The following is a 22,444-nucleotide window of genomic DNA, read 5'->3' as shown; positions in this document are numbered from 1 at the left end:
CGGCGTAGGGTCATCAGCATCCGCCCCGGACGAAGGAAAGTGATGAGTCAGCCCACGCCTGGAATGAACCTCTACGGCGCCGTCGACCTCTCCGCGCTGGCGTCGCCGCGCCCGCCCGCCACGGGAGCCGGCAGCCCCGGCGGGGTGCCCGCGCAGCCGGGAGCCGGCGTCCCGGGGGAGATCGTCGTCCGGGTGACCGAGGCGACCTTCGGGGAAACCGTGCAGCGCTCGACGCAGGTGCCGGTGCTGGTGGACCTGTTCTCGGCCCGCTCCGGGGCCTCCGGGCAGCTCAGCCCGGTGCTGGAGAACCTGGCGCGCGAGTACGGCGGCCGGTTCCAGCTCGCCCAGGTGGACGTCGACGCGAACCCGCAGATCGCCGCCGCCTTCCAGGTGCAGTCGGTGCCCACCGTCGTCGCGGTCATCGGCGGGCAGCCGATCCCGCTCTTCCAGGGGGCCTACCCCGAGGAGCAGATCCGGCAGGTGCTCGACGAGGTGCTCCGCATCGCCGCCCAGAACGGCGTGACCGGGGTGATGGTGCCGACCGGCGAGCCGCAGGACGAGGAGCCTGCGGAGCCGCCGCTGCCGCCCCTGCACGCCGAGGCCCTGGAGGCCATCGAGCGCGGCGACCTCGACGCCGCGGAGGACGCCTACACCCGGGCCCTGAAGGAGAACCCCGGGGACGGCGAGGCCCGCGCCGCGCTGCTCCAGGTGCAACTGATCCGCCGCGTGGACAGCGACGACCCGGAGGAGGTGCTCGCCGCCGCGGCGGGCGCCGCGCCCGGTGACGTGACCGCCCAGCTCGCCGCGGCCGACGTCGAGGCCGCCACCGGCCGGTTCGCGGACGCCTTCGCGCGCCTCGTAGCCGTGGTCCGCGCCACCGCCGGCGACGACCGGGAGCAGGCCCGGCTGCGGCTGCTCGAGCTGTTCGAGATCGCCGGCCCGACCCACCCCGACGTCGCCCCGGCGCGCCGGGCCCTGGCCAGCGCCCTGTACTGAGAGCGACGACGGCTAGGAGTCCCGCGCCACGCCGGTCGGGGTGCCGCTCAGCGTTCCTTGGCGAACCAGACGGCTCCCAGCGGGGGCACCCGCAGCGTCGCCGACGCCGGACGGCCGTGCCAGCCCCTCTCCGTCGCCTCCACGCGGCCGAGGTTGCCCACGCCGGAGCCGCCGTAGTCGGCCGCGTCGGTGTTGAGGATCTCGGTCCACCCGCCGGCCGACGGGAAGCCCACGCGGTAGCCCTCGTGCGGCGTGCCGGCGAAGTTGACCACGCACACCACGACGTCCTCGCCGTCCTTGCTCCGGCGCAGGTAGCTCAGGGTGTTGTGGTCGCCGTCGCCGGCCTCGATCCACTCGAACCCGGTGTGGGAGAAGTCGTCGGACCACAGCGCCGGGTGCGCCCGGTACACCTCGTTGAGACGGGCGACCAGCGCGGCGACGCCGGCGTGGCCGGGATCGTCCATGTGCCACCAGTCCAGGCCGCGGCTCTCGCTCCACTCGGCCTCCTGGGCGAACTCCTGGCCCATGAAGAGCAGCTGCTTGCCCGGGTGGGACCACTGGTAGGCGAGCAGCGCCCGCACGCCGGCGAGCTGCTGCCACCGGTCCCCGGGCATCTTCGTCAGGAGCGAGCCCTTGCCGTGCACGACCTCGTCGTGGCTCAGCGGCAGGACGAACTGCTCGGAGAAGGCGTAGATGAGCGAGAAGGTCAGCTCGCCGTGGTGGTAGCGGCGGTTGATCGGCTCCTCCGCAAGGTAGCGGAGGGTGTCGTTCATCCAGCCCATGTTCCACTTGAGCCCGAATCCCAGGCCGCCCGCCGACGTCGGCGCGGTCACCCCGGGGAAGGCGGTGGACTCCTCGGCGATCATGACGATGCCCGGCACCTTGCGGTACGCGGTCGCGTTGGTCTCCTGGAGGAAGCTGATGGCCTCGAGGTTCTCCCGGCCGCCCCGGGCGTTGGGTCGCCACTGTCCCGGCTGCCGGGAGTAGTCGAGGTAGAGCATGGACGCCACGGCGTCCACGCGCAGGCCGTCGATGTGGAACTCCTCGAGCCAGTACAGCGCGTTGGCGACGAGGAAGTTGCGCACCTCGCGCCGGCCGAAGTTGAACACGTAGGTGCCCCAGTCCTGGTGCTCCCCGCGCATGGGGTCGGGGTCCTCGTAGAGCGGGGTGCCGTCGAACCGGGCGAGGGCCCAGGCGTCCTTCGGGAAGTGCGCGGGCACCCAGTCCACCAGCACGCCGATGCCGGCCTGGTGGAGGCTGTCGACGAGGTACCGGAACTCGTCCGGGGTGCCGAAGCGTGAGCTCGGCGCGTAGTACGAGGTGACCTGGTAGCCCCACGAGCCCCCGAAGGGGTGCTCGGCCACCGGCATGAGCTCCACATGGGTGAAACCCTCGTAGCGGACGTGCCCGATCAGCTGCTCCGCGAGCTCGCGGTAGCTGAGCCCGGGCCGCCACGACCCGAGGTGGACCTCGTAGACGCTCATCGGCCCGGTGTGCGGGTCGGAGGCGGCCCGCCGCTCCAGCCAGTCGTCGTCGCCCCACTCGTAGGTGGACTCGTCCACCACCGACGCGGTCGACGGCGGCACCTCCGTGCGGCGGGCCATCGGGTCCGCCTTCTGGTGCCACGAGCCGTCGTGGTAGCCGATCTCGAACTTGTACCGCTCGCCCGCGCCGATGCCCGGGACGAACAGCTCCCAGACGCCGGACGAGCCGAGGGACCGCATCGAGGTCCCCTGCCCGTCCCAGGCGTTGAAGTCGCCGACGACGCGGACCGCCCGGGCGTTGGGGGCCCACACGGAGAAGCTGACGCCGCGGACCTCGCCGATCTCGCCCGGGAAGTGGCGCACGTGCGCGCCGAGGGCGTTCCACAGCTCCTCGTGGCGGCCCTCGCCAATCAGGTAGCGGTCCATCTCGCCGACGGTGGGCAGGAAGCGGTAGGGGTCGTCGACGACGTGGGTCTCGTGGCCGTAGGTCACGCGGATCCGGTAGTCCGGGATCTGGTCCCCGGGCAGCAGCGCCACCCACACCCCGTCCTGCTCGTGGACGGCCTCGTACGTCTCGTGCGCCGTGACGACGGCGACGGCGTCGGCGAGGTGGCGCACGGTGCGCACGGTGACGCCGGAGGGCCCGGGGTGGGCGCCGAGCACCGAGTGGGGGTCGTGGTACCGGCCGAGCGCGACCTCGTGCAGCAGCCCCGCGTCGACGGGGGCCGGGCCGCTCTTCTTCTCGGGCGCGCCCGGGCCGGCCGGCCGCGCGTCTGCGTGCCGGCCGCCGGCGGGGGCCTCAAGGGGTTCACGATTCATGGTCCACACTCTTCCATCAGCCGTCGAAGACCGCTCCCCGGTCCTGGGGGCGGCCGGGGAGGTCAGGCCCCGAGGATGCGTGCGACGCCGCCCAGGGGGATGGGCAGCCAGTCGGGGCGGTTGCGCGCCTCGTACGTCACCTCGTAGAGCGCCTTGTCCAGCTCGAGCGCGTGCAGCAGGGCCGGCTCGTCGCGCGGGTCGTTCCTCGAGATGTGGGCGTAGCCGTCGAGGAACGCCTCCCGCGCCCGCCCGGCCGCGACCTCGCCGCCGGCCGAGGGGACGGACGCCGCCGCGTAGTCGAACGAGCGCAGCATGCCGGCCACGTCGCGCTGCGGCAGGTCCGGGAGCGTGCGCTCGGCGAGGGGGCGCAGCGGCTCGCCCTCGAAGTCGAGGAGCACCCACCCGCGCCCCGGGACGTCGAGGACCTGACCGAGGTGGTAGTCGCCGTGGATGCGCTGCAGGGGCGGCCACCAGGCGGCGGCGCCGGCCTCGAGGACCTCGCTCACCCGGTCGGCCCGCCGCGCGAGGTCGGGGACGTGCTCGCAGGCGGTCGCGTACCGGGCGCGCCAGCCGGCCAGTGCGGTGGCCCGGGCGGTGTCGTCCGGCTCGGCGGTGGGCAGCACGGCGGCGAGCGTGGCGTGCACCTCGGCCGTCGCCTCGCCCAGGGCACGGGCGCGCGGCGCGAGGTCCTCGCCCCGCTCCAGCGCGCCCAGGGTGACCCGCCAGGCGTCCGGCGCGCCGGGCAGGAACTCCTGCGCCAGGGCGAGGTGCCCGGTGAGCTGGGTCCCGCCGTCGGCGGAGGGCCACTGGCCGAGAAGGTCGCCCACCGGGCGCGGCACGCGGGTCGAGCCGGCGAGGGCGAGGGCCTGCTGGACCTCCACGTCGGGGTTGCGGCCGGGGTGCAGGACCCGGAAGACCTTGAGGATGACGGGGCGTTCCTCGCCGTCGTCGGGATCGACCGTGTCGAAGATGATCGACGTGTTCGACTGCTCCCCGCGCAGCACCCTCGACCCGCGCACGGCGAGGGCCGGCAGCAGGCCCGTGCGGTGCCCGCGGGCCCGGCCGTGCCCGGGTGGGCCGTCGGCGGCGAGCTCGAGCTCGTCGGTGACCGCACGCAGGATCGCCGCCGCGCCGACCGGGTCGTGGCAGGCGTCGTAGACCCAGCGCCGACCGAGCTCGGAGTGGTCCGTGGTGGCGACGAGGGCCTCCTCGTGACCCTCGAGGGGGGTGGTGCGGTAGGTCAGCGGAACCTGGTACAGCACCGGCGTCGCACCGCCGACGTCCCGGACGAGGTGCACCTCGATCCCGACCTCGCCCGCCGGGTCGTGCAGCCGCAGGCCGCCGGTGCGCTCGAGCCGGGGCTCGGTGCCCTTTCCGGTGTACCAGCGCTGCCGGGCGACCCAGGCGGGCAGGAGCTCGGAGAACGGCGGGTCGACGGTGGCCATCATTCCTCCGGGGTGACGGCGACGGGATCGGACTCCAGCCCGGTCCACGGCGCGGCGGGCATCTCCGGCGACGGGCCCGCGAACGGCGCCGCCGACGGCTGGTGCTGGGGCAGCGCCGGCGGACGCGGCGCGGAGGAGGAGGTGGGCACCACGTACGTCTCCGGCCGCGCGGAGGCGCCGCCCTCGGGGTGCGCCGGGCCCACCACGTCGCCGGGCTGCGCCGTCGCCGGCTCGGCCGCCGGCTCGGGCGAGGCCGGCCGCACCTGGGCGGGCATGCCGGCGCGCGGCGCCTCGCCGGTGTCCTCGGGGCGCGAGACCAGCAGCCAGAAGAAGTCCCGGGAGCCGAGAGTGACGGACACGCTGCCGTCGTTCCCGACCCGCGGGAACCGGGCCCCGCCGAACACGTCGGTGAGGCTGGCGCCGGCGTGGCCGGGCAGCCGGACCGTCGCCGCGCGCGGCGTGTTCGCCAGGTTCATGACGCAGAGCATGGTCTCCCGCTCGTCGCTGCGGGTGAACGCCAGCACGGCCTCGTTGTCCACGTGCAGCGGCACGAAGTCGCCGCCGCCGAAGACGGGGTGGCGCCGGCGCACCTCGAGGATGCCGCGCACCCAGTGCAGCAGCGACGTCGGCTGGGCGAGCTGGGCCTCGACGTTGACCGCCGCGTAGTGGTTGACCAGGGACTGGACCACGGGCAGGTACAGCTTGCCGGGGTCGGCCGTGGAGAACCCGGCGTTGCGGTCGGGGGTCCACTGCATCGGCGTGCGCACCGCGTCGCGGTCCGGCAGCCAGATGTTGTCGCCCATCCCGATCTCGTCGCCGTAGTACAGCGTCGGCGAGCCGGGCAGGGAGAGCAGCAGCGCGTGGGCGAGCTCGATCTCCGCGCGCGAGTTGCCCAGCAGGGGCGCGAGCCGTCGGCGGATACCGACGTTGGCGCGCATGCGCGGGTCCTCGGCGTACCAGCCGTACATGGCGGCACGCTCCTCCGTGGAGACCATCTCGAGGGTCAGCTCGTCGTGGTTGCGCAGGAAGGTGCCCCACTGCGCGCCGGGGGGAATCGGCGGGGTGTCGGCCAGGATGTCCCGGATCGCGCCCGCGCGCTGCTCGTGCAGCGCGTAGTACAGCCGCGGCATCACCGGGAAGTGGAAGCACATGTGGCACTCCGGCCGCTCCTCGGTGCCGTAGTACTGCACGACGTCCTCGGGCCACTGGTTCGCCTCGGCCAGCATGATCGTCCCCGGGAACTCGCGGTCGACCATCGCCCGCAGGTCCGCGAGGAACTCGTGCGTGCGGGGGAGGTTCTCGCAGTTGGTGCCCTCCTCCTCGAAGAGGTAGGGCACCGCGTCGAGCCGGAAGCCGTCCACCCCGAGGTTGCACCAGAACCGCACGACGTCGTACATCGCGTCCCGCACGGCGGGGTTCTCGAAGTTCAGGTCCGGCTGGTGGGAGAAGAAGCGGTGCCAGAAGTACTGGCGGCGCACCGGGTCGAACGTCCAGTTCGACGTCTCCGTGTCGACGAAGATGATGCGCGCGTCCTGGTAGCGCTCCGTGGTGTCGGACCAGACGTAGAAGTCCCCGTACGGCCCGTCCGGGTTGGACCGGGAGGACTGGAACCACGGGTGCTGGTCGCTCGTGTGGTTCATCACGAGGTCGACGATGATCCGCATGCCGCGCGCGTGGGCCTCGTCCATCAGCTCGGTGAAGTCCTCGATGGTGCCGTACTGGCCGTCCACCGCGGTGTAGTCCGAGACGTCGTACCCGCCGTCGCGCAGGGGCGAGGGGTAGAACGGCGGCAGCCAGAGGCAGTCGACGCCCAGCCACTGGAGGTAGTCCAGGCGGTCGATGAGGCCGCGCAGGTCCCCGGAGCCCGATCCCTCGGAGTCGTGGAACGCCCGGAGCAGGACCTCGTAGAAGACCGCCTTGCGGTACCACTCCGGGTCCGGCGTGAGCCCGGGCCGGTCGGCCGCCAGATGGCTCACGGGCTGGACCGGCGGGGGCAGCGCGCCGGCCGGGGGAGCGGTCACACGGGTGCCGGTGGGGGCGGAGTGGGCGCGGTCGGCCCCGTGCGGGCCCCAGCCGCTCGCCGGCGCGCTCACAGGGCCCTCACGCTGAGGACGTGGGCGCACCGGCCGTGCGGGTCGAGCCGGACGTACGGGTGGGCGTTCCAGTAGTACGTCTCGCCGCCCAGCTCGTCGGTGACCTCCATGACGGGCACGTCCGCGCCGGGGTGCCGCAGGCCCAGGGCCTCGAGGTCGAGGTGCACGACGCCGTCGCGGGTGGCGTACGGGTCGAGGTTGACCACGACGATCACGGTGTCCTCCCGGCCCGTGGGCGAGTGCTCCGCCGGGACGCGCTTCGAGAAGCACAGCGTGGCGTCGTCCGTGGTCGGGTGGACGTGGACGTCCCGCAGTCGCTGCAGGGCCGGGTGGTCCCGGCGGATGCGGTTGAGCGAGCGCAGCAGCTCGGCGATACCGAGGCTGCCGGCGAGGGACCAGTCGCGCTGCTTGTACTCGTACTTCTCGTTGTCGATCTGCTCCTCGGCGCCGGGGCGCGCGACGTTCTCGACGAGCTCGTACCCGGAGTAGATGCCCCACGTGGGCGAGCCGGTGGCGGCCAGGACCGCACGGATCGCGAACGCGGCGGTGCCGCCCTGCTGCATGTAGGGGGTGAGGATGTCGTGGGTGGTCGGCCAGAAGCTCGGGCGGACGCGCGCGTCGGTCTGCGTGGCCAGCTCGGTGAGGTAGTCCCCGATCTCGCCCTTGGAGGTCCGCCACGTGAAGTACGTGTAGGACTGGTGGAACCCGATCGCCCCGAGGGTGCGCATCATGGCCGGCCGGGTGAACGCCTCGGCCAGGAAGATGACCTCCGGGTGGCGCTCGTGGAACTCCCCGAGCAGCCGCTGCCAGAAGTTCAGGGGCTTGGTGTGCGGGTTGTCCACCCGGAACGCCGTGACGCCGTGGTCCACCCACGTCTGCAGCACGTCGCGGACGGCGACGTAGATGCCCTCGGGGTCGTTGTCGAAGTTCAGCGGGTAGATGTCCTGGTACTTCTTCGGCGGGTTCTCCGCGTACGCGATCGAGCCGTCGGCGCGGGTGGTGAACCACTCGGGGTGCTCCGTGACCCACGGGTGGTCGGGGGAGGCCTGCAGGGCGACGTCGAGCGCGACCTCCATGCCGAGCTCGCGCGCCCGGGCGACGAAGGCGTCGAAGTCGTCGAACGTGCCCAGGTCCGGGTGGATGGCGTCGTGACCGCCGTCGGGGCTGCCGATGCCGTACGGCGAGCCGGGGTCCTCGGCCGTGGACTCGAGGGTGTTGTTCCGGCCCTTCTTGTTGGTCGCGCCGATCGGGTGGATCGGGGTGAGGTAGACGACGTCGAAGCCCATCTCCGCGATCGCGGGCAGCCGATCCGCCGCGGTGCGCAGGGTGCCGGAGACCCACCGGCCGGTCTCCGGGTCGCGGTGGGCGCCCTCGGAGCGGGGGAACATCTCGTACCAGGATCCGAAGAGCGCCCGCTCGCGGTGGACGACGAGGGGGTACGTGGCCGACGGCGAGACGAGGTCCCGCAGCGGGTGCGCCGCCAGCACGGCGGCGACGTCGTCGCTCGCCCCGGCGGCCAGGCGGGCCTGGGCGGGCCGGGCGGTGTCACGTAGCGCGTGCACGGCGTCGGTCAGGACGGTGCGTGCGTCCTCCGGCAGCTCCCTGTCCGCGGCCCGCTCGAGGACGAGGGCGCCCTCGGTGAGCATCAGCTCGACGTCGACCCCGGCGTCGACCTTCAGCCGGGCGTCGTGCACCCAGGTGCCGTAGGGGTCCGACCAGCCCTCGACGCGGAAGCCCCACTCGCCGGGGGCGTCCGGGACCAGCCACGCCTCGAAGCGGTCGAGGCCGGGTGCGACGTCGCGCATCCGTGCCCACGAGTGGTCGCGGCCGTCGGGCGCGACGAGGACGGCGGTCGCCGCGACGGCGTCGTGCCCCTCGCGGAACACGGTCGCGCGCACGGGGAAGGCCTCGCCCTCGGTGGCCTTGGCGGGCCAGCGGCCGTCCTCGAGGACGGGGGAGACCTCGACGACGGGGATCCGCCCGATCGGGGCGAAGGGGGCGGGACGGGGCTCGGGAACGGGCTGCTGTCGGCCGGGCACGGCGCTCGCGCGGGCACGGTCTCGGGACTGGGTGGCGCTCACAGCGAAGAACCTATCGAGGTCCGGCCGACATGGCAGTCCGGCCCGGTCGGCACGGCCCCCCCGCGGCGGCCGACACGGCGTGGGCGCCGCCCCGACGAGCCAGCCGGCGCACCGCCCGACCATCCTGAAAACTGCTCTGCAAACCGCTGTAAAACTTGCACGGAATCCTGTCTAGACTCGGGCGTGTGAGAGCCATCCGACGATTCACCGTCCGCAACGTCCTTCCCGAGACGCTTGCCCCCCTGGACCGACTGGCGCAGAACCTCCGTTGGTCGTGGCACACGCCGACCCGAGAGCTCTTCGCCTCCCTCGACCCGCAGCTGTGGACCCGCGTGCACGGCGACCCCGTCGCTCTGCTCGGCTCGCTGAGCCCCAAGCGGCTCGAGCAGCTCGGCGCCGACCGGAGCCTCGTCGCCGAGGTCCAGCGGCTTGACGAGGACCTGCGCACCTATCTCACCGAGCCGCGCTGGTACCAGCAGGAGCTGACGGACCCGGACAAGCCCGACGCGATCGCGTACTTCTCCGCCGAGTACGGCATCACCGCCGCCCTCCCGCAGTACTCCGGCGGTCTGGGCATCCTCGCCGGCGACCACCTGAAGTCGGCCTCCGACCTCGGGGTCCCGATCATCGGCGTCGGCCTGCTCTACGGGGCCGGCTACTTCAAGCAGTCCCTCACCCGGGACGGCTGGCAGCACGAGACCTACCCGCTGCTGGACCCCGACAACCTGCCGCTGCACCTCCTGCGTGAGCGGGACGGCTCGAACGCCCCGGCGCGGATCACGCTGCCCCTGCCGGGCGGACGCTCCCTGCACGCCCAGATCTGGGTGGCCCAGGTGGGGCGCGTGCCCCTGCTGATGCTCGACTCCAACATCGCCGAGAACGACGACTCCGCCCGCCGCGTCACCGACCGCCTCTACGGCGGCTCGGCCGACCACCGGCTCCGCCAGGAGCTCCTCCTGGGCATGGGCGGCGTCAAGGCCGTGCGGGCGTACTCGCGCATCACCGGCGCGCCGGCCCCGCAGGTCTACCACTGCAACGAGGGCCACGCCGGGTTCCTGTCCGTCGAGCGGATCCGCGAGCTCGTCCAGGGTGAGGGGCTGTCCTTCGAGGCCGCCCTCGAGGCGGTCAAGGCGGGCACCGTGTTCACCACGCACACGCCCGTGCCTGCCGGTATCAGCCGCTACGGCACGGACCTGGTCTCCGAGTACTTCGGCGGCAGCGCCGCCATCGAGGGCGTCCCGTTGGAGAAGGTGCTCGCCCTGGGCGCCGAGGACTTCGAGGGCGGCAACCCGGCCGTGTACAACATGGCGATCATGGGCCTGCGGACCGCGCGCCGCGCCAACGGCGTGGCGAAGCTCCACGGCAAGGTCTCCCGCGGCATGTTCCACCAGCTGTGGCCCGGGTTCGACGTCTCCGAGGTGCCCATCACCTCCATCACCAACGGTGTCCACGGTCCTACGTGGGTCGACCCCGAGTTCGCCGCTCTCGTCGAGAGCCGGCTCAGTCCCGAGCAGCGCGCCTCCGGGGAGGGCTTCCTCCTCGCCCCCGAGGAGGGCGGGCTCTCCGACGACGAGCTGTGGCGCACGCGGCGGACGCTGCGCGCCAAGCTGGTCACCGAGGCGCGGCGCCGCGTGCGCAAGTCCTGGCTCGACCGCGGGGCGTCGCCCGCGGAGCTCGGGTGGACCGACGACGTCCTGGACCCCGACGTCCTGACCATCGGCTTCGCCCGTCGCGTGCCCACCTACAAGCGGCTCACCCTCATGCTCTCGGACCCCGAGCGCCTGACCCGGCTGCTCACGGACCCCGAGCGGCCGATCCAGATCGTGGTGGCGGGCAAGTCCCACCCGGACGACGAGCAGGGTGTCGGGCTCATCCAGAAGCTCGTCCAGTTCGCCGACGGTATCGGGGTCCGCGAGCGGATCGTGTTCCTGCCCAACTACGACATCGCCATGGCCCAGCACCTCATGCCGGGCTGCGACGTCTGGCTGAACAACCCGCTGCGCCCGCTCGAGGCCTCGGGCACCTCCGGCATGAAGTGCGCCCTCAACGGCGCCCTCAACCTCTCCATCCTCGACGGCTGGTGGGACGAGTGGTACGACGGCCGCAACGGCTGGGCGATCCCCACCGCGGACGGCGTCCAGGACCAGGCCGAGCGCGACCGTCTCGAGGCCTCCGCGCTGTACGAGCTCCTCGAGGACACGGTGGTGCCCCGTTTCTACGACCGCGACGCCGACGGCGTCCCGCGGCACTGGATGGAGATGGTGCGCCACACCCTCGCCACCCTGGGGCCGAAGGTCCAGGCCACCCGGATGGTCCGCGAGTACGTCACCACCCTCTACACGCCGGTGGCGCGCAGCTCCCGGGCGCTTGCCGGTGCCGCGGACCACGAGGGCGCGCGTCAGCTCGCCGAGTGGAAGGCGCGCGTGCGCGCGGGCTGGCCCGCCGTCCGGGTCGACCACGTGGAGACCGACGGCGTCGCCGACGTCGTGAACGTCGGCGACCAGATCCGCGTGACCGCGTACGTCGACCTGGGAGACCTGCGGCCCGAGGACGTCCAGGTGCAGGCCGTGGGCGGCCGTGTGGAGGACGACGACTCCCTCACGGAGCTTCAGGTCTACCCGTTGGAGCACGTGGCCAGCTACGAGGGCGGGCGGCATGCGTTCGCCGGGGCTCGGGTCCTCGACGCGACCGGACCGTTCGGCTACACGGTCCGCGTCGTCCCGGACAGCCCGCTGCTGGCGGCGCCCAGCGAGCTCGGGCTGGCCGCCTCCGCCGGGCACTGACCCGACCGCCCTGGGCAGCCGGGCACCCAACGCGGTGCCCGGTCGGCCCGGCGCCCGGCATGACGACGGCCCGGTCCCTCCGCGCGGAGGGACCGGGCCGTCGGTGCTCGGGTCAGTACACCATCTGCATGGCCTCGCGGACCTCGCCGAGGGTAGCGTCGGCGACCGCGTTGGCGCGGTCGTTGCCCGCGCGGAGCACCTGCAGCAGGTAGCCCGGGTCCGCGGTCAGCTCGGCCCGGCGTGCCCGGACGGGCGCGAGCATCTCGTTGACGGCCTCGATGGCGGCCTTCTTGAGCGTGGCGGCCCCGCCGTCGCCGATCTCCTCGGCCACCTCGTGCGGGTCGCGCTCGCTGGCCAGGGCGGTGAGGAGCACGAGGTTGGAGACCTCGGGCCGGTTCACCGGGTCGTAGGTGATGTGCCGGTCGGCGTCCGTGACGGCCCGCTTGAGCGCCTTGGCGGTGGCGTCCGCGTCCATCCCGAGCTCGATCGTGTTGCCGCGCGACTTGCTCATCTTCTGGCCGTCCGTGCCGAGCACGCTCGCGGCGTCGGACAGCAGCGCCTCGGGCCGGGGGAAGACCGGCTGCGAGCCGTCGCCCGCACGGCCGTAGCGCTCGTCGAAGCGACGGGCGATCACGCGCGCCTGCTCCAGGTGGGGCAGCTGGTCCTTGCCCACCGGGACGAGGTTGGCCTTGCAGAACAGGATGTCCGCGGACTGGTGGACCGGGTAGGTGAGCATGAGGCCGGACATCGGCCGGTCGCCGGTGGCCTCCAGCTCCGACTTCACGGTCGGGTTGCGGCGCAGCTCGGCGTCGGTGACCACCGAGAGGAACGGCAGCATGAGCTGGTTCAGGGCCGGCACGGCGGAGTGGGTGAAGATCGTGCTGGCGTCCGGGTCGATCCCCACCGCCAGGTAGTCCGCGACCAGGGACAGCACGCGCTCGCGGATCGGGCCCACGCCGTCGCGGTCGGTGATCACCTGGTAGTCCGCCACGAGGACCCAGGTCTCGACCCCCGCGCGCTGCAGGCGCACACGGTTCATCAGGCTGCCGAAGTAGTGGCCCAGGTGCAGGTTGCCGGTCGGCCGGTCCCCGGTCAGGACGCGGAAACCGCTCGGGTCCTTCTCGATCCGTGCCTCGATCTCGTCGCTGCGGCGGCGGGTGCGCTCGAGGGAGGCGTCGTTGGTGGAGTCCGCCAGGTCGGTGGCGACGTCGGTCTGCTCGGTCATGGGGTCCTCAGGGTTCGAAGGCGGCGCCACGAGGCGTGCCGGGCCGCCTCGCGGGACGGCCGTGGGAAGGGGTGCGGGAGGGGCCGTCCGTCAGGACGGCCACCAGGAACGCACGCGAGTGGGCACGAGGACAGCCTAGCGCCGCCGCGTGCGGGTCCCGCCCGGGCGTCCGGGACTGCGCCGTCGGGGAGGCTGCGCCGTCGGGGAGGCTGCGCCGTCGAGGCGGCTGCGCCGTCGGGGCGGTCAGCCGGCGAGGTAGATGCGCATGCTGAGGGACTCCAGCTGGACGGCCTCGCCCGGGGAGGCCACCATGCCCAGCGGTTCCGTCTCCGCGTGCATCGGGCCGGCGGGGCGCTCCCACGCCGAGTCCCACACCAGCTCGTAGTCCGCGCCGCGCCCGGTGGGCAGGGTGACGGTCTGCTGGTCCAGGGACCCGTTGAGAACCACGAGGGCGTCCGAGTCCTCCAGGGGGCGACCCGAGCGGAGCATCTGCAGGACCCGGCCGTGCGGGTCGTGCCACGCCTGCGCCGTCATGGCCTCGCCCGTGGCGCCGAACCACGACAGGTCGGGCAGGACGTCGTCCTCCGTCGCGGGGCGGCCCGAGGCGAACCGGCCGGGCCGCAGCACCGGGTGCTCGCTGCGCAGCGTCAGCAGGGACGAGACCGTGCGCAGCAGGTCGCCGTGCCAGCCCTCACGGTCCCAGCCGATCCAGGAGATCTCGTTGTCCTGGCAGTACGGGTTGTTGCTGCCCGCCTGGCTGCGGCCGATCTCGTCGCCGGCGGTGAGCATCGGCGTCCCCGCGGAGACGAGCAGCGTGCCGATCAGGTTGCGCATCGAACGCCGGCGCAGCGGCAGGATCTCCGCCGCGGGGGAGTCCGCGGGCAGGGGACCCTCCATGCCGTGGTTCCAGGAGCGGTTGTCGTCCGTGCCGTCGCGGTTGCCCTCGAGGTTGGCCTCGTTGTGCTTGTGCTCGTAGGAGACCAGGTCCGCGAGGGTGAAACCGTCGTGCGCGGTGACGAAGTTCACCGACGCGTACGGGCCCCGCCCGCCCGGGACCTCGCCGGAGCCGAAGAGGTCGGCGGAGCCGGAGAGCCGGGTGGCGAGGTCGCGCAGGTCGTGACCGGTGTGGCCCTTGGCGGCGGCCGCCGGGTCCGCGAGCCAGAACGTGCGAACCGTGTTGCGGAACCGGTCGTTCCAGTCCGCCATCGGGGCCGGGAACTGCCCGGTGCGCCAGCCGCCGGGGCCGAGGTCCCACGGCTCGCTGATCAGCTTGGTGGCCGACAGGACCGGGTCGGTGGCCATGGCCACGAGGAACGGGTGGTGGGGCGTGAACTCCGCGCCGTTGCGCCCGAGCGTGACCGCCAGGTCGAACCGGAAGCCGTCGACGCCGACCTCGCCCGCCCAGTAGCGCAGGGAGTCGAGCGCGAGCTGCACCACCCGCGTCCGGCGGAAGTCGAGAGAGTTGCCGCACCCGGTGACGTCCACCAGGCGGGCCGGGGTGGTGCCGTCGTGGAGGTAGTAGCCGGTGTTGTCCAGACCGCGCAGGCTCAGCGACGGGCCGCCCTCGCCGCCCTCGCAGGTGTGGTTGTAGACGACGTCGAGCACGACCTCGAGCCCGGCGGCGTGGAGCAGGGAGACCATGCCCTTGACCTCGGCGAGGATCGCGGCCGGGCCGGCCTCCTGGGCCGCGCGGGTGGCGTAGGTGGGCTCGGGCGCGAAGAAGGCCAGGGTGTTGTAGCCCCAGTAGTTGGTCAGCCCCTTGGCCGTGAGGAACGGCTCGGGGAAGTTCGCGTGGATGGGCAGCAGCTCCACCGTGGTCACGCCGAGCCGCTTGAGGTGCGCGATGGTGGCCGGGTGGGCGACTCCCGCGTAGGTGCCTCTCAGCTCCGGCGGCACCTCCGGCAGCCGCATCGTCAGCCCGCGCACGTGCGCCTCGTACAGGACCGTCTCCGACCACGGCACGCGCGGCGGCGGCACGGCACCGTCGAACGCGTCGTCGACCACCACGGCGTGCGCCACGAACGGGGCGGAGTCGGAGGGGTCGGGCAGCCACGGGCCGTCGGCGGGCGAGAGGTCCTCGCCGACGACGTGCGCGTGGATCGCGGGGACGAGCTCCACGCTCCCGGCGAGCGCGCGGGCGTAGGGGTCGAGCAGCAGCTTCGCGGGGTTGTGGAGGAGGCCCGAGGCCGGGTCCCACCGGCCGTGGACCCGGAAGCCGTAGCGCTGGCCCGCGCGCACGCCCGGCAGGTGGCCGTGCCACACCCCCGACACCGGGCCGCGCAGGCGGTACCGGCGCTCGCTGAGGGAGCCGTCGGCCGCGACGTCGACGAGGCAGAGGTCGACGCGGGTGGCCCGGGAGGCGTGGACCGCCACGTCGATGCCGTCCCCGACGAGGTGTGCCCCGAGCCGGCGGGGGTTGGCCGCGTGCCCCGGCACCCGTCGCGTGGGGGTGTCGGTGTACAGCTCCGCGGTGCTGTGACCGAGGAGGAGGGACGCGGTACTCACAGTTCCAGTAAACCTCACAGGAGCGGTCAGCACCGTCAGGCGGGTCCGGTGTGGAGGGGGATGACTGGGCGACGCGGGGCGTCCACAGGGTGAGGCGGTAGGAGGAGGCGATTCCGTACCCGGGGCCGCCAGGTGGCAATCTGTTCCCATGAGGATCGTCGTGTGCGTCAAGCACGTCCCGGACCTGCAGTCCGACCGTTCCCTGGACGGGGACGGCCATCTCGTGCGCGGTGAGGACGACGTCCTCAACGAGCTGGACGAGAACGCCGTCGAGGCCGCCGTCGCGCTGGCGGAGGAGCACGGCGCCGAGGTGGTCGCGCTGACCGTCGGGCCGGACGACGCCGTCGACGCGGTCCGCCGGGCCCTGCAGATGGGCGCCGACTCGGGCGTCCACGTGGTCGACGACCGCCTGGCGGGCTCCGACGTCGTCGGCACCGCGCGCGTGCTCGCGGCCGCCGTGCGTGCGCTCGGCGATCAGACTCCCGTCGACCTGGTCGTGACGGGGATGGCCACCATGGACGGTCTGACGTCGATGGTCCCGGCCGCGCTCGCCGCGGCGCTCGACCTGCCGTCGCTGACGCTCGCGAGCAGGGTGTCGATCGACGGCTCCACCGTGACCATCACCCGCAGCATCGGCGACGCCGACGAGCAGCAGGCCGCGGAGCTGCCCCTCGTGCTCTCCGTGACCGACCAGGCCAACGAGCCGCGCTACCCCAACTTCAAGGCGATCATGGCCGCGAAGAAGAAGCCGGTGACCACATGGTCCCTGGACGACCTTCCCGACGGCGCACCCGCCGGCGCGGACGGCGCACCCGCCGTCGGGGCCGCGGGTGCCGGCACCACGGTCCGCTCGGCCGCGGCGCGGCCGCCGCGCGAGGCCGGGCGCGTCCTCACCGACACGGGGGACGCCGGTGCCCAGCTCGCGGCGTACCTCGTCGAGAACAAGCTTGTCTGAGGCAGGAGAGAACATGCCCGAGCTCGACCGTCCCCTGCTCGTCGTCGTCGACCACGTCGACGGCGCACTGACCACCCCGTCCGCGGAGGTCCTCACCCTCGCCCGGTCGCTGACCACCGGCGGCGTCTCCGCCGTCGCCCTGGAGGCGCCGGACACGGCCGCCCTCGCCCGCTACGGCGCCGGCGTCGTCCTCGTGCCCGAGCTCGACGGGCTCTCGTCCACGGTCTCCGCCGTCGCGGCCGAGGCCGTGCTCGCGGCCGTCGCGCAGGCTCGGCCGGCCGCCGTGCTGCTCGTCTCCAGCTTCGCGGGCAAGGAGATCGCGGCCCGGCTCGCCGTCGCGCTCGACTCCGGCGCGGTCGTCGACGCCAGCGGTGTCACCGTGGAGGCCGGCGCTCTCGTCGCGTCCAAGGTGGTGCTCCAGGGCACGTGGGAGACCACCTGCGAGGTCACGCGTGGCGTGCCGGTCATCGCCGTCAAGCCCACGGTGGTCGAGGCCGTCGCGGTCGACGGGCCGGAGCCCGAGGTCGTCGCGGTGCCGGTGGAGTTCTCCGCGCCGGCGCGCGCGGTCCGCGTGCTCTCCCGCACCGAGCACCCGCGCGGCGGGCGGGCCCCGCTGGGCGAGGCGCGCACCGTCGTCGTGGGCGGCCGCGGCGTCGAGGGCGACTTCTCCCTGGTGACCGAGCTCGCCGACGAGCTCGGGGCCGCCGTCGGCGCCACGCGGGTGGCCACCGACGAGGGCTGGATCGAGCACGCCGCCCAGGTGGGGCAGACCGGCGTGACGATCTCGCCGCGGCTGTACATCGGCATCGGGGTCTCCGGCGCGATCCACCACACCGCGGGCATGCAGGCCGCGCAGACCATCGTGGCGGTCAACTCGGACCCCGAGGCGCCCATCTTCGAGATGGCGGACCTCGGGATCGTCGGAGACCTCAACGACGTGCTGCCGCAGGCGATCGAGGAGCTGCGCCGCCTGCGCGGCTGACACCGACGAGCCGGCGCCGATCCCGGCCCTCGGGAGCGGCGCCGGCGTCATCCCGGTCCGGGAGCGGCTCGGTCAGGTGCGAACGAGGCTCAGGCCCGCTCGGCGTGGTGCTCCGTGTCCGGAGACTGCCCGATGTGGCCCGGGGCGGAGGCGAGCACGCGCTGGATGAAGGCCTCGAACTCCGTCATGAACGAGGCGAGGAACTCCCGGGTGGAGGAGTCCGTGACCTCGCCGTCGGGACCGTAGGCCTCCGGCCTGAAGTGGATGTAGGCCTCGGGCGCGTTGAGCTGCGGGGAGTCGAGGAACGACAGGACCGCACGCATGTTGGACTGCATCACGGCGGTGCCGATACCGCCGATCGAGGCGCCGATGATCGCCGAGGGCTTGCGCGCGAACGCGTTCTGCCCCCAGGGTCGCGAGCCCCAGTCGATCGCGTTCTTCAGCGCGCCGGGGATCGAGCGGTTGTACTCCGGGCTGACGTAGAGGATGGCGTCGGACGCCGAGATCGCCTCCTTCAGCGCCCTGCCCTCCGGCGGGTAGTCCGCGTCGTAGTCGTAGCTGTAGAGCGGGAGGTCCCTGATCGGGATCTCGTGGAACTCGAGGCTGTCCGGGGCGACCGTGATGAGCGCCTGGGCGAGCTTGCGGTTGATGGAGTCCTTCGCGAGGCTCCCGACGAAGTAGCCGACCTTGTACGTGGCCATCGATGGTCCCTTCCGTGCCGGCCGGCCGGGGCGGCCCGCCGACTCTGTGGCTGACGGAGCACTGGCTGGTGACGCACGGGCCATCTTCGTCCCCATCGTCCGCGGCGGCACGGTGGGAAGCCGGGTGGAGGCCTGGTCGCCGGAGGTCAGCCGCGGCGCGACCAGGGACGCGCCGCCGCCCAGGCGCGGCGGGACGCCGACGTGCCGATGGCGTGGCGCTGGGTGTACCCGGTGTCCAGGTCGGTGATCTGCTCCTCGACCATGCCGTTCCCGTCGACGACGTAGCGCTCCTCGACCAGGCAGCCCTCGCGCCGCTCGACGGCGACGTCGCGCAGGTCCTGCCCGTCGCGGAGCGCGGGGTCGAACGGGAAGAGGACGTCCGCGAACGGGACGACGTCGCCGCGCGGCTCGCCGGCGTCGTCGATGCCGGCGCACTCGACGAACCTGAACCAGCCGAGGTTGTGGGCCGCGCGGTAACGGCGGGTGGCGACGACGCCCTCCCGTTCGGGCAGCGCGGTGTCCGCGCCGAGGATCGGGTCGAAGCTCACCGCGGCGCCGCCGCTGCGCTCGCGGAAGACGCCGAAGCCCCGGGAGAGGCGGTCCGTCAGCGTGAAGCCGGCCTCGTCGTCGGCGGCGATGGCGAGGCCGATCGCCGTGGAGGCCGACGGGTGGGGTGAGCGGTGGACGCGGCGGCCGAACCGCTCGCGGAGCAGCCGGGGGACGAGCGGCAGGCCGGAGCCGCCGCCCACGAGGTAGATGCCGGCGACGTCGGCCAGGCCCGCGGCGCCGTCGAGGCCGTCGAGCAGGGGGCGCATCGCCTCGACCGTCGCCTCCACGAGCGGTGCGGCGCCGGCGTAGAACGTGTCGACGGGGACGCTGACGTCCTTGTCGCCGACCTCGACGACCACCCGGCGCGACTGCGGGGTGATGCGCTCCTTGGCCTCGCGGCACCGGTCGAGCAGGTCGTCACGCTCGCGCGGGGCAAGGTCCTCCAGGCGGCGCGGGGCCGCGGAGTGCCGGGCGGTCGCCGCCTCGAGCACGCAGCGGGCCAGGACCTCGTCGAAGTCGTCGCCGCCGAGACGGTTCAGGCCGTTGGAGCCCAGCACCGCATGGCGGTGCCCCTCGACGTCGACCAGCGACGCGTCGAACGTGCCGCCGCCGAGGTCGTAGACGACCACGCGCGTGCGGCGGGAGCTGATCGTGCCGCCGCGCCGGTGGGTGTACTCGAACCCTGCGGCCGAGGGCTCGTTGACGAGGGCGGCGACCTCGAAGCCGGCCCGGCGGAACGCCTCCAGCGTCAGGAAGCGCTGCGTGCCGTGCGCGTGGGCGGGGACGGCGACGACGGACAGGAGGGCGTCGTCGTCGCCGGGGGAGGGCTGATCGGTGGCGTCGGAGAGGTTGGACGCGGTGCTCAGCGCGGTGCGGAGCGCGGCGAGGTAGCCGGTGAGCAGGTCGAGCACGGGCACCCGGAGGTCACCGACGGAGAGCAGCGTGCCCGCGCCGACGTCGGGGTCGGCCAGCGCGCGCTTGAACGAACGGAGCAGGGGAGCGCCGTCGCGTGCCGCGGACAGCGCCTCGAACCCGTGCACGAGCTCGCCGTCCCGCGCGGCGACGACGCTGGGGAAGCTCTCGTGGGCGTCGCCCTCGTCGTCGAAGAACGAGACCACGGGGTAGTTGCCCCGGTCGGCGAGGGCGACGATGGTGCGGGTGGTGCCCAGGTCGACGCCGAGGTGCATGGGCAGAGACTACCTGGCCGGGAGGCGGCTTCAGATCTGCCGTGCGGGTCTGCTGGTCCGCCGGTGGGCGGCTCTCAGTCCCGGTGCGCGCCCTTGCCAGAAGTGGCCGGGGCGTCCCCGTGGACCGGGTCCTTACACTGGTCGCCGTGACCGTCTACCTCGACCACGCGGCGACCACTCCGGTGCGCCCGGAGGTGGCGGCGCGGTACGCGCAGGAGCTCACCAGGGTCGGCAACCCCTCGTCGCTGCACAGCGCGGGGCGGGACGCCCGCCGCCGGCTCGAGGAGGCGCGCGAGCAGCTCGCCGCGGCCGTCGGCGCCGAACCTGCCGAGGTGATCTTCACCTCGGGGGGAACTGAGGCGGACAACCTCGCCCTGAAGGGCGGCTACTGGGCGAGGCGTACGGCCGACGCCGCCCTGCGCACCGTCGCGGTGTCGTCGGTCGAGCACCATGCCGTCCTGGAGGCGGCCGAGTGGCTCGGGACCCACGAGAGCGCAGACGTCCGACGCCTGCGGGTGGGTGGGGACGGAGTGCTCGACCTCGCCCACGCCGAGGAGGTGCTCGGCCGCGGTGGGGTCGCCGTCGTCTCGGTCATGTGGGTCAACAACGAGACCGGAGCCGTGCAGCCGGTCCGCGAGGTCGCGGCCCTGGCGCACGCGGCCGGGGTTCCGGTGCACTCCGACGCCGTGCAGGCGGTCGGCCACGTGCCCGTCGACTTCGCCGGCTCCGGCCTGGACGCGATGAGCCTGTCCGGCCACAAGCTCGGCGCCCCCGTCGGGACCGGCGCGCTGGTGGCGCGGCGCTCCTTCGGGCTCGAGCCCGTCGAGCACGGGGGCGGGCAGGAGCGGGGTGTGCGTTCGGGCACCCTCGCCGTGGCGGGTGCGTGCGCGCTGGCTCTCGCCGTCGAGTCGGCGGTGGCCGAGCAGGCCGCCGAGGCGACACGGCTGCGCCGGCTGCGGGACCGACTGGTGGCAGCGGTCGTCGCGACCCTCGACGGCGTCACGCTCACCGGACCCGCGATCGACGTTCCCGGCGGCGACGACGCCCGCCGGCACCCCGGCATCGCCCACCTGACCGTCGAGGGGGCGGACGCCGACGCGCTGCTCCTCGGGCTCGACATGGCGGGGATCGCTGCGTCGAGCGGCTCCGCGTGCCACGCCGGCGTGCAGGAGGCCTCGCACGTCCTGCTCGCCATGGGGCGCGACGCGGAGCGGGCCCGCTCCGCGCTGCGGTTCTCGCTCGGCCGGACGACGACAGACGCGGACGTGGACGCCGTCGTGTCCGCGTTGCCCGCCGTCGTCGAGAACGCTCGCCGTGCCCACGCGACACGGCGCTCGTCGCGCGCCGCCTCCTCCGGTCGGACGGGCGGCGGTCACACCCCGCTCGCCTCTGCCGGATCTTCTGGCGGGCAGGTCTGATGCGCGTCCTCGCCGCGCTCTCGGGAGGGGTCGACTCCGCCGTCGCCGCCGCCCGCGCCGTCGACGCGGGCCACGACGTCGTCGGCGTCCACATGGCGCTCTCGCGCTCGCGGGCTCAGCACCGCAACGGCTCGCGCGGGTGCTGCTCCATCGAGGACGCGGGCGACGCACGACGGGCCGCGGACGTGCTCGGCATCCCGTACTACGTCTGGGACCTCTCCGAGGAGTTCGAGGAGACGGTGATCGCGGACTTCCTGTCCGAGTACGAGGCCGGTCGCACGCCCAACCCGTGCGTGCGGTGCAACGAGCACATCAAGTTCTCGGCGCTGCTCGACCGCGGGGTGGCGCTCGGGTTCGACGCCGTCGCCACCGGTCACTACGCGCGGATCGTCGAGGTGCCGGACTCCGCGGGCGGCGCGCGCCGGGAGCTGCACCGTGCGGCCGACCCGCTCAAGGACCAGTCCTACGTGCTCGCGGTCATGGGGCCCGAGCGCCTCGCGCGCTCGCTGTTCCCGCTGGGGGACGCGCCCTCGAAGGACGCGGTCCGGGCCGAGGCGGCGGCCCGGGGCCTCAGCGTCTCGGCGAAGCCGGACTCGTACGACATCTGCTTCGTCGCCGACGGCGACACCCAGGGATTCCTGCGGGACCGCCTCGGCTCCCGGCCCGGCGAGGTGGTGGACCCGGACGGTCGCGTCCTGGGCGAGCACGACGGCGCCTACGCGTTCACGGTCGGACAGCGCAAGGGGCTCGGCCTGACTCGGCCGGCCGTGGACGGTCGCCCGCGGTACGTGCTGGAGGTGCGGCCGCAGACGAACCAGATCGTGGTGGGGCCGAGCGAGCTGCTCACCGTCGACGAGCTCCACGCCGACCAGACCGTGTGGCTGGCGGACGACGTGCCGGCCGGGGAGTGGATCGACGCCGAGGTTCAGGTGCGGGCGCACGGCGAGCCGGTGACGGCGTCGGTCCGACGGGGCGGGAGCGCATCCGGCGAGGCCGACGTCGGAGCCGGGGGTGGAGCTGGTGGGGTGACCGGCGGCGGGCTGGAGGCGCGCCTGTCCGTGGGGCTGCGCGGCATCGCGCCGGGCCAGTCGCTCGTGGTCTATGCCGGGTCTCGGGTGCTCGGGCAGGCGACCATCGTCTCGGCACGTCGCGGGGCGGCTGTGGGAGCGAACCGATAGTCCTAACGGGGCCGATCGACGCCTTCTCACACCAATGGGCTGG

The 22,444-nt window shown here is 73.7% G+C and carries 14 protein-coding genes; 6 read left to right on the top strand and 8 right to left on the bottom strand.

Translation table 11 applies throughout. From position 1 onward, the window contains the following. Positions 1-42 precede the first annotated feature (42 nt). On the top strand, positions 43-996 hold the full coding sequence (locus ABD774_RS14195) for a tetratricopeptide repeat protein (RefSeq protein WP_345042413.1): 954 nt from the start codon (positions 43-45) through the stop codon (positions 994-996). Positions 997-1,043: 47 nt separating this feature from the next. Here ABD774_RS14195 and glgB read toward each other — a convergent pair whose 3' ends face one another. The 4 genes from glgB to ABD774_RS14175 form a co-directional block, all read right to left on the bottom strand. After that, the gene (gene glgB, locus ABD774_RS14190; RefSeq protein WP_345042411.1) at positions 1,044-3,299 is read right to left on the bottom strand and encodes a 1,4-alpha-glucan branching protein GlgB; all 2,256 of its coding nucleotides are present in this window, start codon (positions 3,297-3,299) and stop codon (positions 1,044-1,046) included. A gap of 62 nt (positions 3,300-3,361) precedes the next feature. Further along, the gene (locus ABD774_RS14185) at positions 3,362-4,744 is read right to left on the bottom strand and encodes a maltokinase N-terminal cap-like domain-containing protein (protein ID WP_345042409.1); all 1,383 of its coding nucleotides are present in this window, start codon (positions 4,742-4,744) and stop codon (positions 3,362-3,364) included. After that, on the bottom strand, positions 4,744-6,720 hold the full coding sequence (treS, locus tag ABD774_RS14180) for a maltose alpha-D-glucosyltransferase (RefSeq protein ID WP_345042488.1): 1,977 nt from the start codon (positions 6,718-6,720) through the stop codon (positions 4,744-4,746). The genes ABD774_RS14185 and treS overlap by 1 nt, the downstream gene beginning before the upstream one ends. Positions 6,721-6,833: 113 nt before the next feature. Beyond that, positions 6,834-8,918, bottom strand: a complete 2,085-nt coding sequence (locus ABD774_RS14175; RefSeq protein ID WP_486327318.1) for an alpha-1,4-glucan--maltose-1-phosphate maltosyltransferase — start codon at positions 8,916-8,918, stop codon at positions 6,834-6,836. A gap of 185 nt (positions 8,919-9,103) precedes the next feature. On the opposite strand from ABD774_RS14175, the gene glgP reads away from it, so the two are divergent. Next, complete coding sequence (gene glgP, locus ABD774_RS14170) at positions 9,104-11,701, top strand: alpha-glucan family phosphorylase (protein WP_345042407.1); 2,598 nt, start codon at positions 9,104-9,106, stop codon at positions 11,699-11,701. Positions 11,702-11,813: 112 nt separating this feature from the next. Here the strand turns inward: glgP and trpS are convergent, their stop codons facing one another. Both trpS and glgX read right to left on the bottom strand, forming a co-directional pair. Beyond that, positions 11,814-12,926 carry a tryptophan--tRNA ligase gene (gene trpS / locus ABD774_RS14165; protein ID WP_345042404.1) on the bottom strand — a complete coding sequence of 371 codons (1,113 nt, stop codon included), beginning with the start codon at positions 12,924-12,926 and terminating at the stop codon, positions 11,814-11,816. A gap of 243 nt (positions 12,927-13,169) precedes the next feature. Then, the gene (glgX, locus tag ABD774_RS14160; RefSeq protein WP_425554556.1) at positions 13,170-15,431 is read right to left on the bottom strand and encodes a glycogen debranching protein GlgX; all 2,262 of its coding nucleotides are present in this window, start codon (positions 15,429-15,431) and stop codon (positions 13,170-13,172) included. Between the two features lie 148 nt (positions 15,432-15,579). Between glgX and ABD774_RS14155 the strand changes: the two genes are divergently transcribed. Then, positions 15,580-16,386, top strand: a complete 807-nt coding sequence (locus ABD774_RS14155) for an electron transfer flavoprotein subunit beta/FixA family protein (protein WP_345042402.1) — start codon at positions 15,580-15,582, stop codon at positions 16,384-16,386. A gap of 13 nt (positions 16,387-16,399) precedes the next feature. Continuing rightward, positions 16,400-17,368: an electron transfer flavoprotein subunit alpha/FixB family protein gene (locus tag ABD774_RS14150; protein WP_345042399.1), complete on the top strand. Its 969-nt coding sequence runs from the start codon at positions 16,400-16,402 to the stop codon at positions 17,366-17,368. 89 nt (positions 17,369-17,457) lie between these two features. On the opposite strand, the gene ABD774_RS14145 is transcribed toward ABD774_RS14150, so the two are convergent. Next, entirely contained in the window at positions 17,458-18,069 is a 612-nt protein-coding gene (locus ABD774_RS14145) for an NADPH-dependent FMN reductase (protein WP_345042397.1), read from the bottom strand. 146 nt (positions 18,070-18,215) lie between these two features. Further along, entirely contained in the window at positions 18,216-19,805 is a 1,590-nt protein-coding gene (locus tag ABD774_RS14140) for an Hsp70 family protein (protein WP_345042394.1), read from the bottom strand. Between the two features lie 146 nt (positions 19,806-19,951). Between ABD774_RS14140 and ABD774_RS14135 the strand changes: the two genes are divergently transcribed. Together ABD774_RS14135 and mnmA are read left to right on the top strand one after the other, a co-directional pair. Then, positions 19,952-21,223 carry a cysteine desulfurase family protein gene (locus ABD774_RS14135; RefSeq protein ID WP_345042392.1) on the top strand — a complete coding sequence of 424 codons (1,272 nt, stop codon included), beginning with the start codon at positions 19,952-19,954 and terminating at the stop codon, positions 21,221-21,223. Continuing rightward, positions 21,223-22,401, top strand: coding sequence for a tRNA 2-thiouridine(34) synthase MnmA (mnmA, locus tag ABD774_RS14130; protein ID WP_345042390.1), 1,179 nt, complete (start codon positions 21,223-21,225; stop codon positions 22,399-22,401). The genes ABD774_RS14135 and mnmA overlap by 1 nt, the downstream gene beginning before the upstream one ends. Positions 22,402-22,444 lie beyond the last annotated feature (43 nt).

It is taken from the genome of Georgenia daeguensis (genome assembly GCF_039537705.1).
GTDB lineage: Bacteria > Actinomycetota > Actinomycetes > Actinomycetales > Actinomycetaceae > Georgenia > Georgenia daeguensis.
The sequence above is the reverse complement of the archived record's forward strand: the minus strand, read 5'-3'. Positions and strand labels throughout refer to the sequence as shown.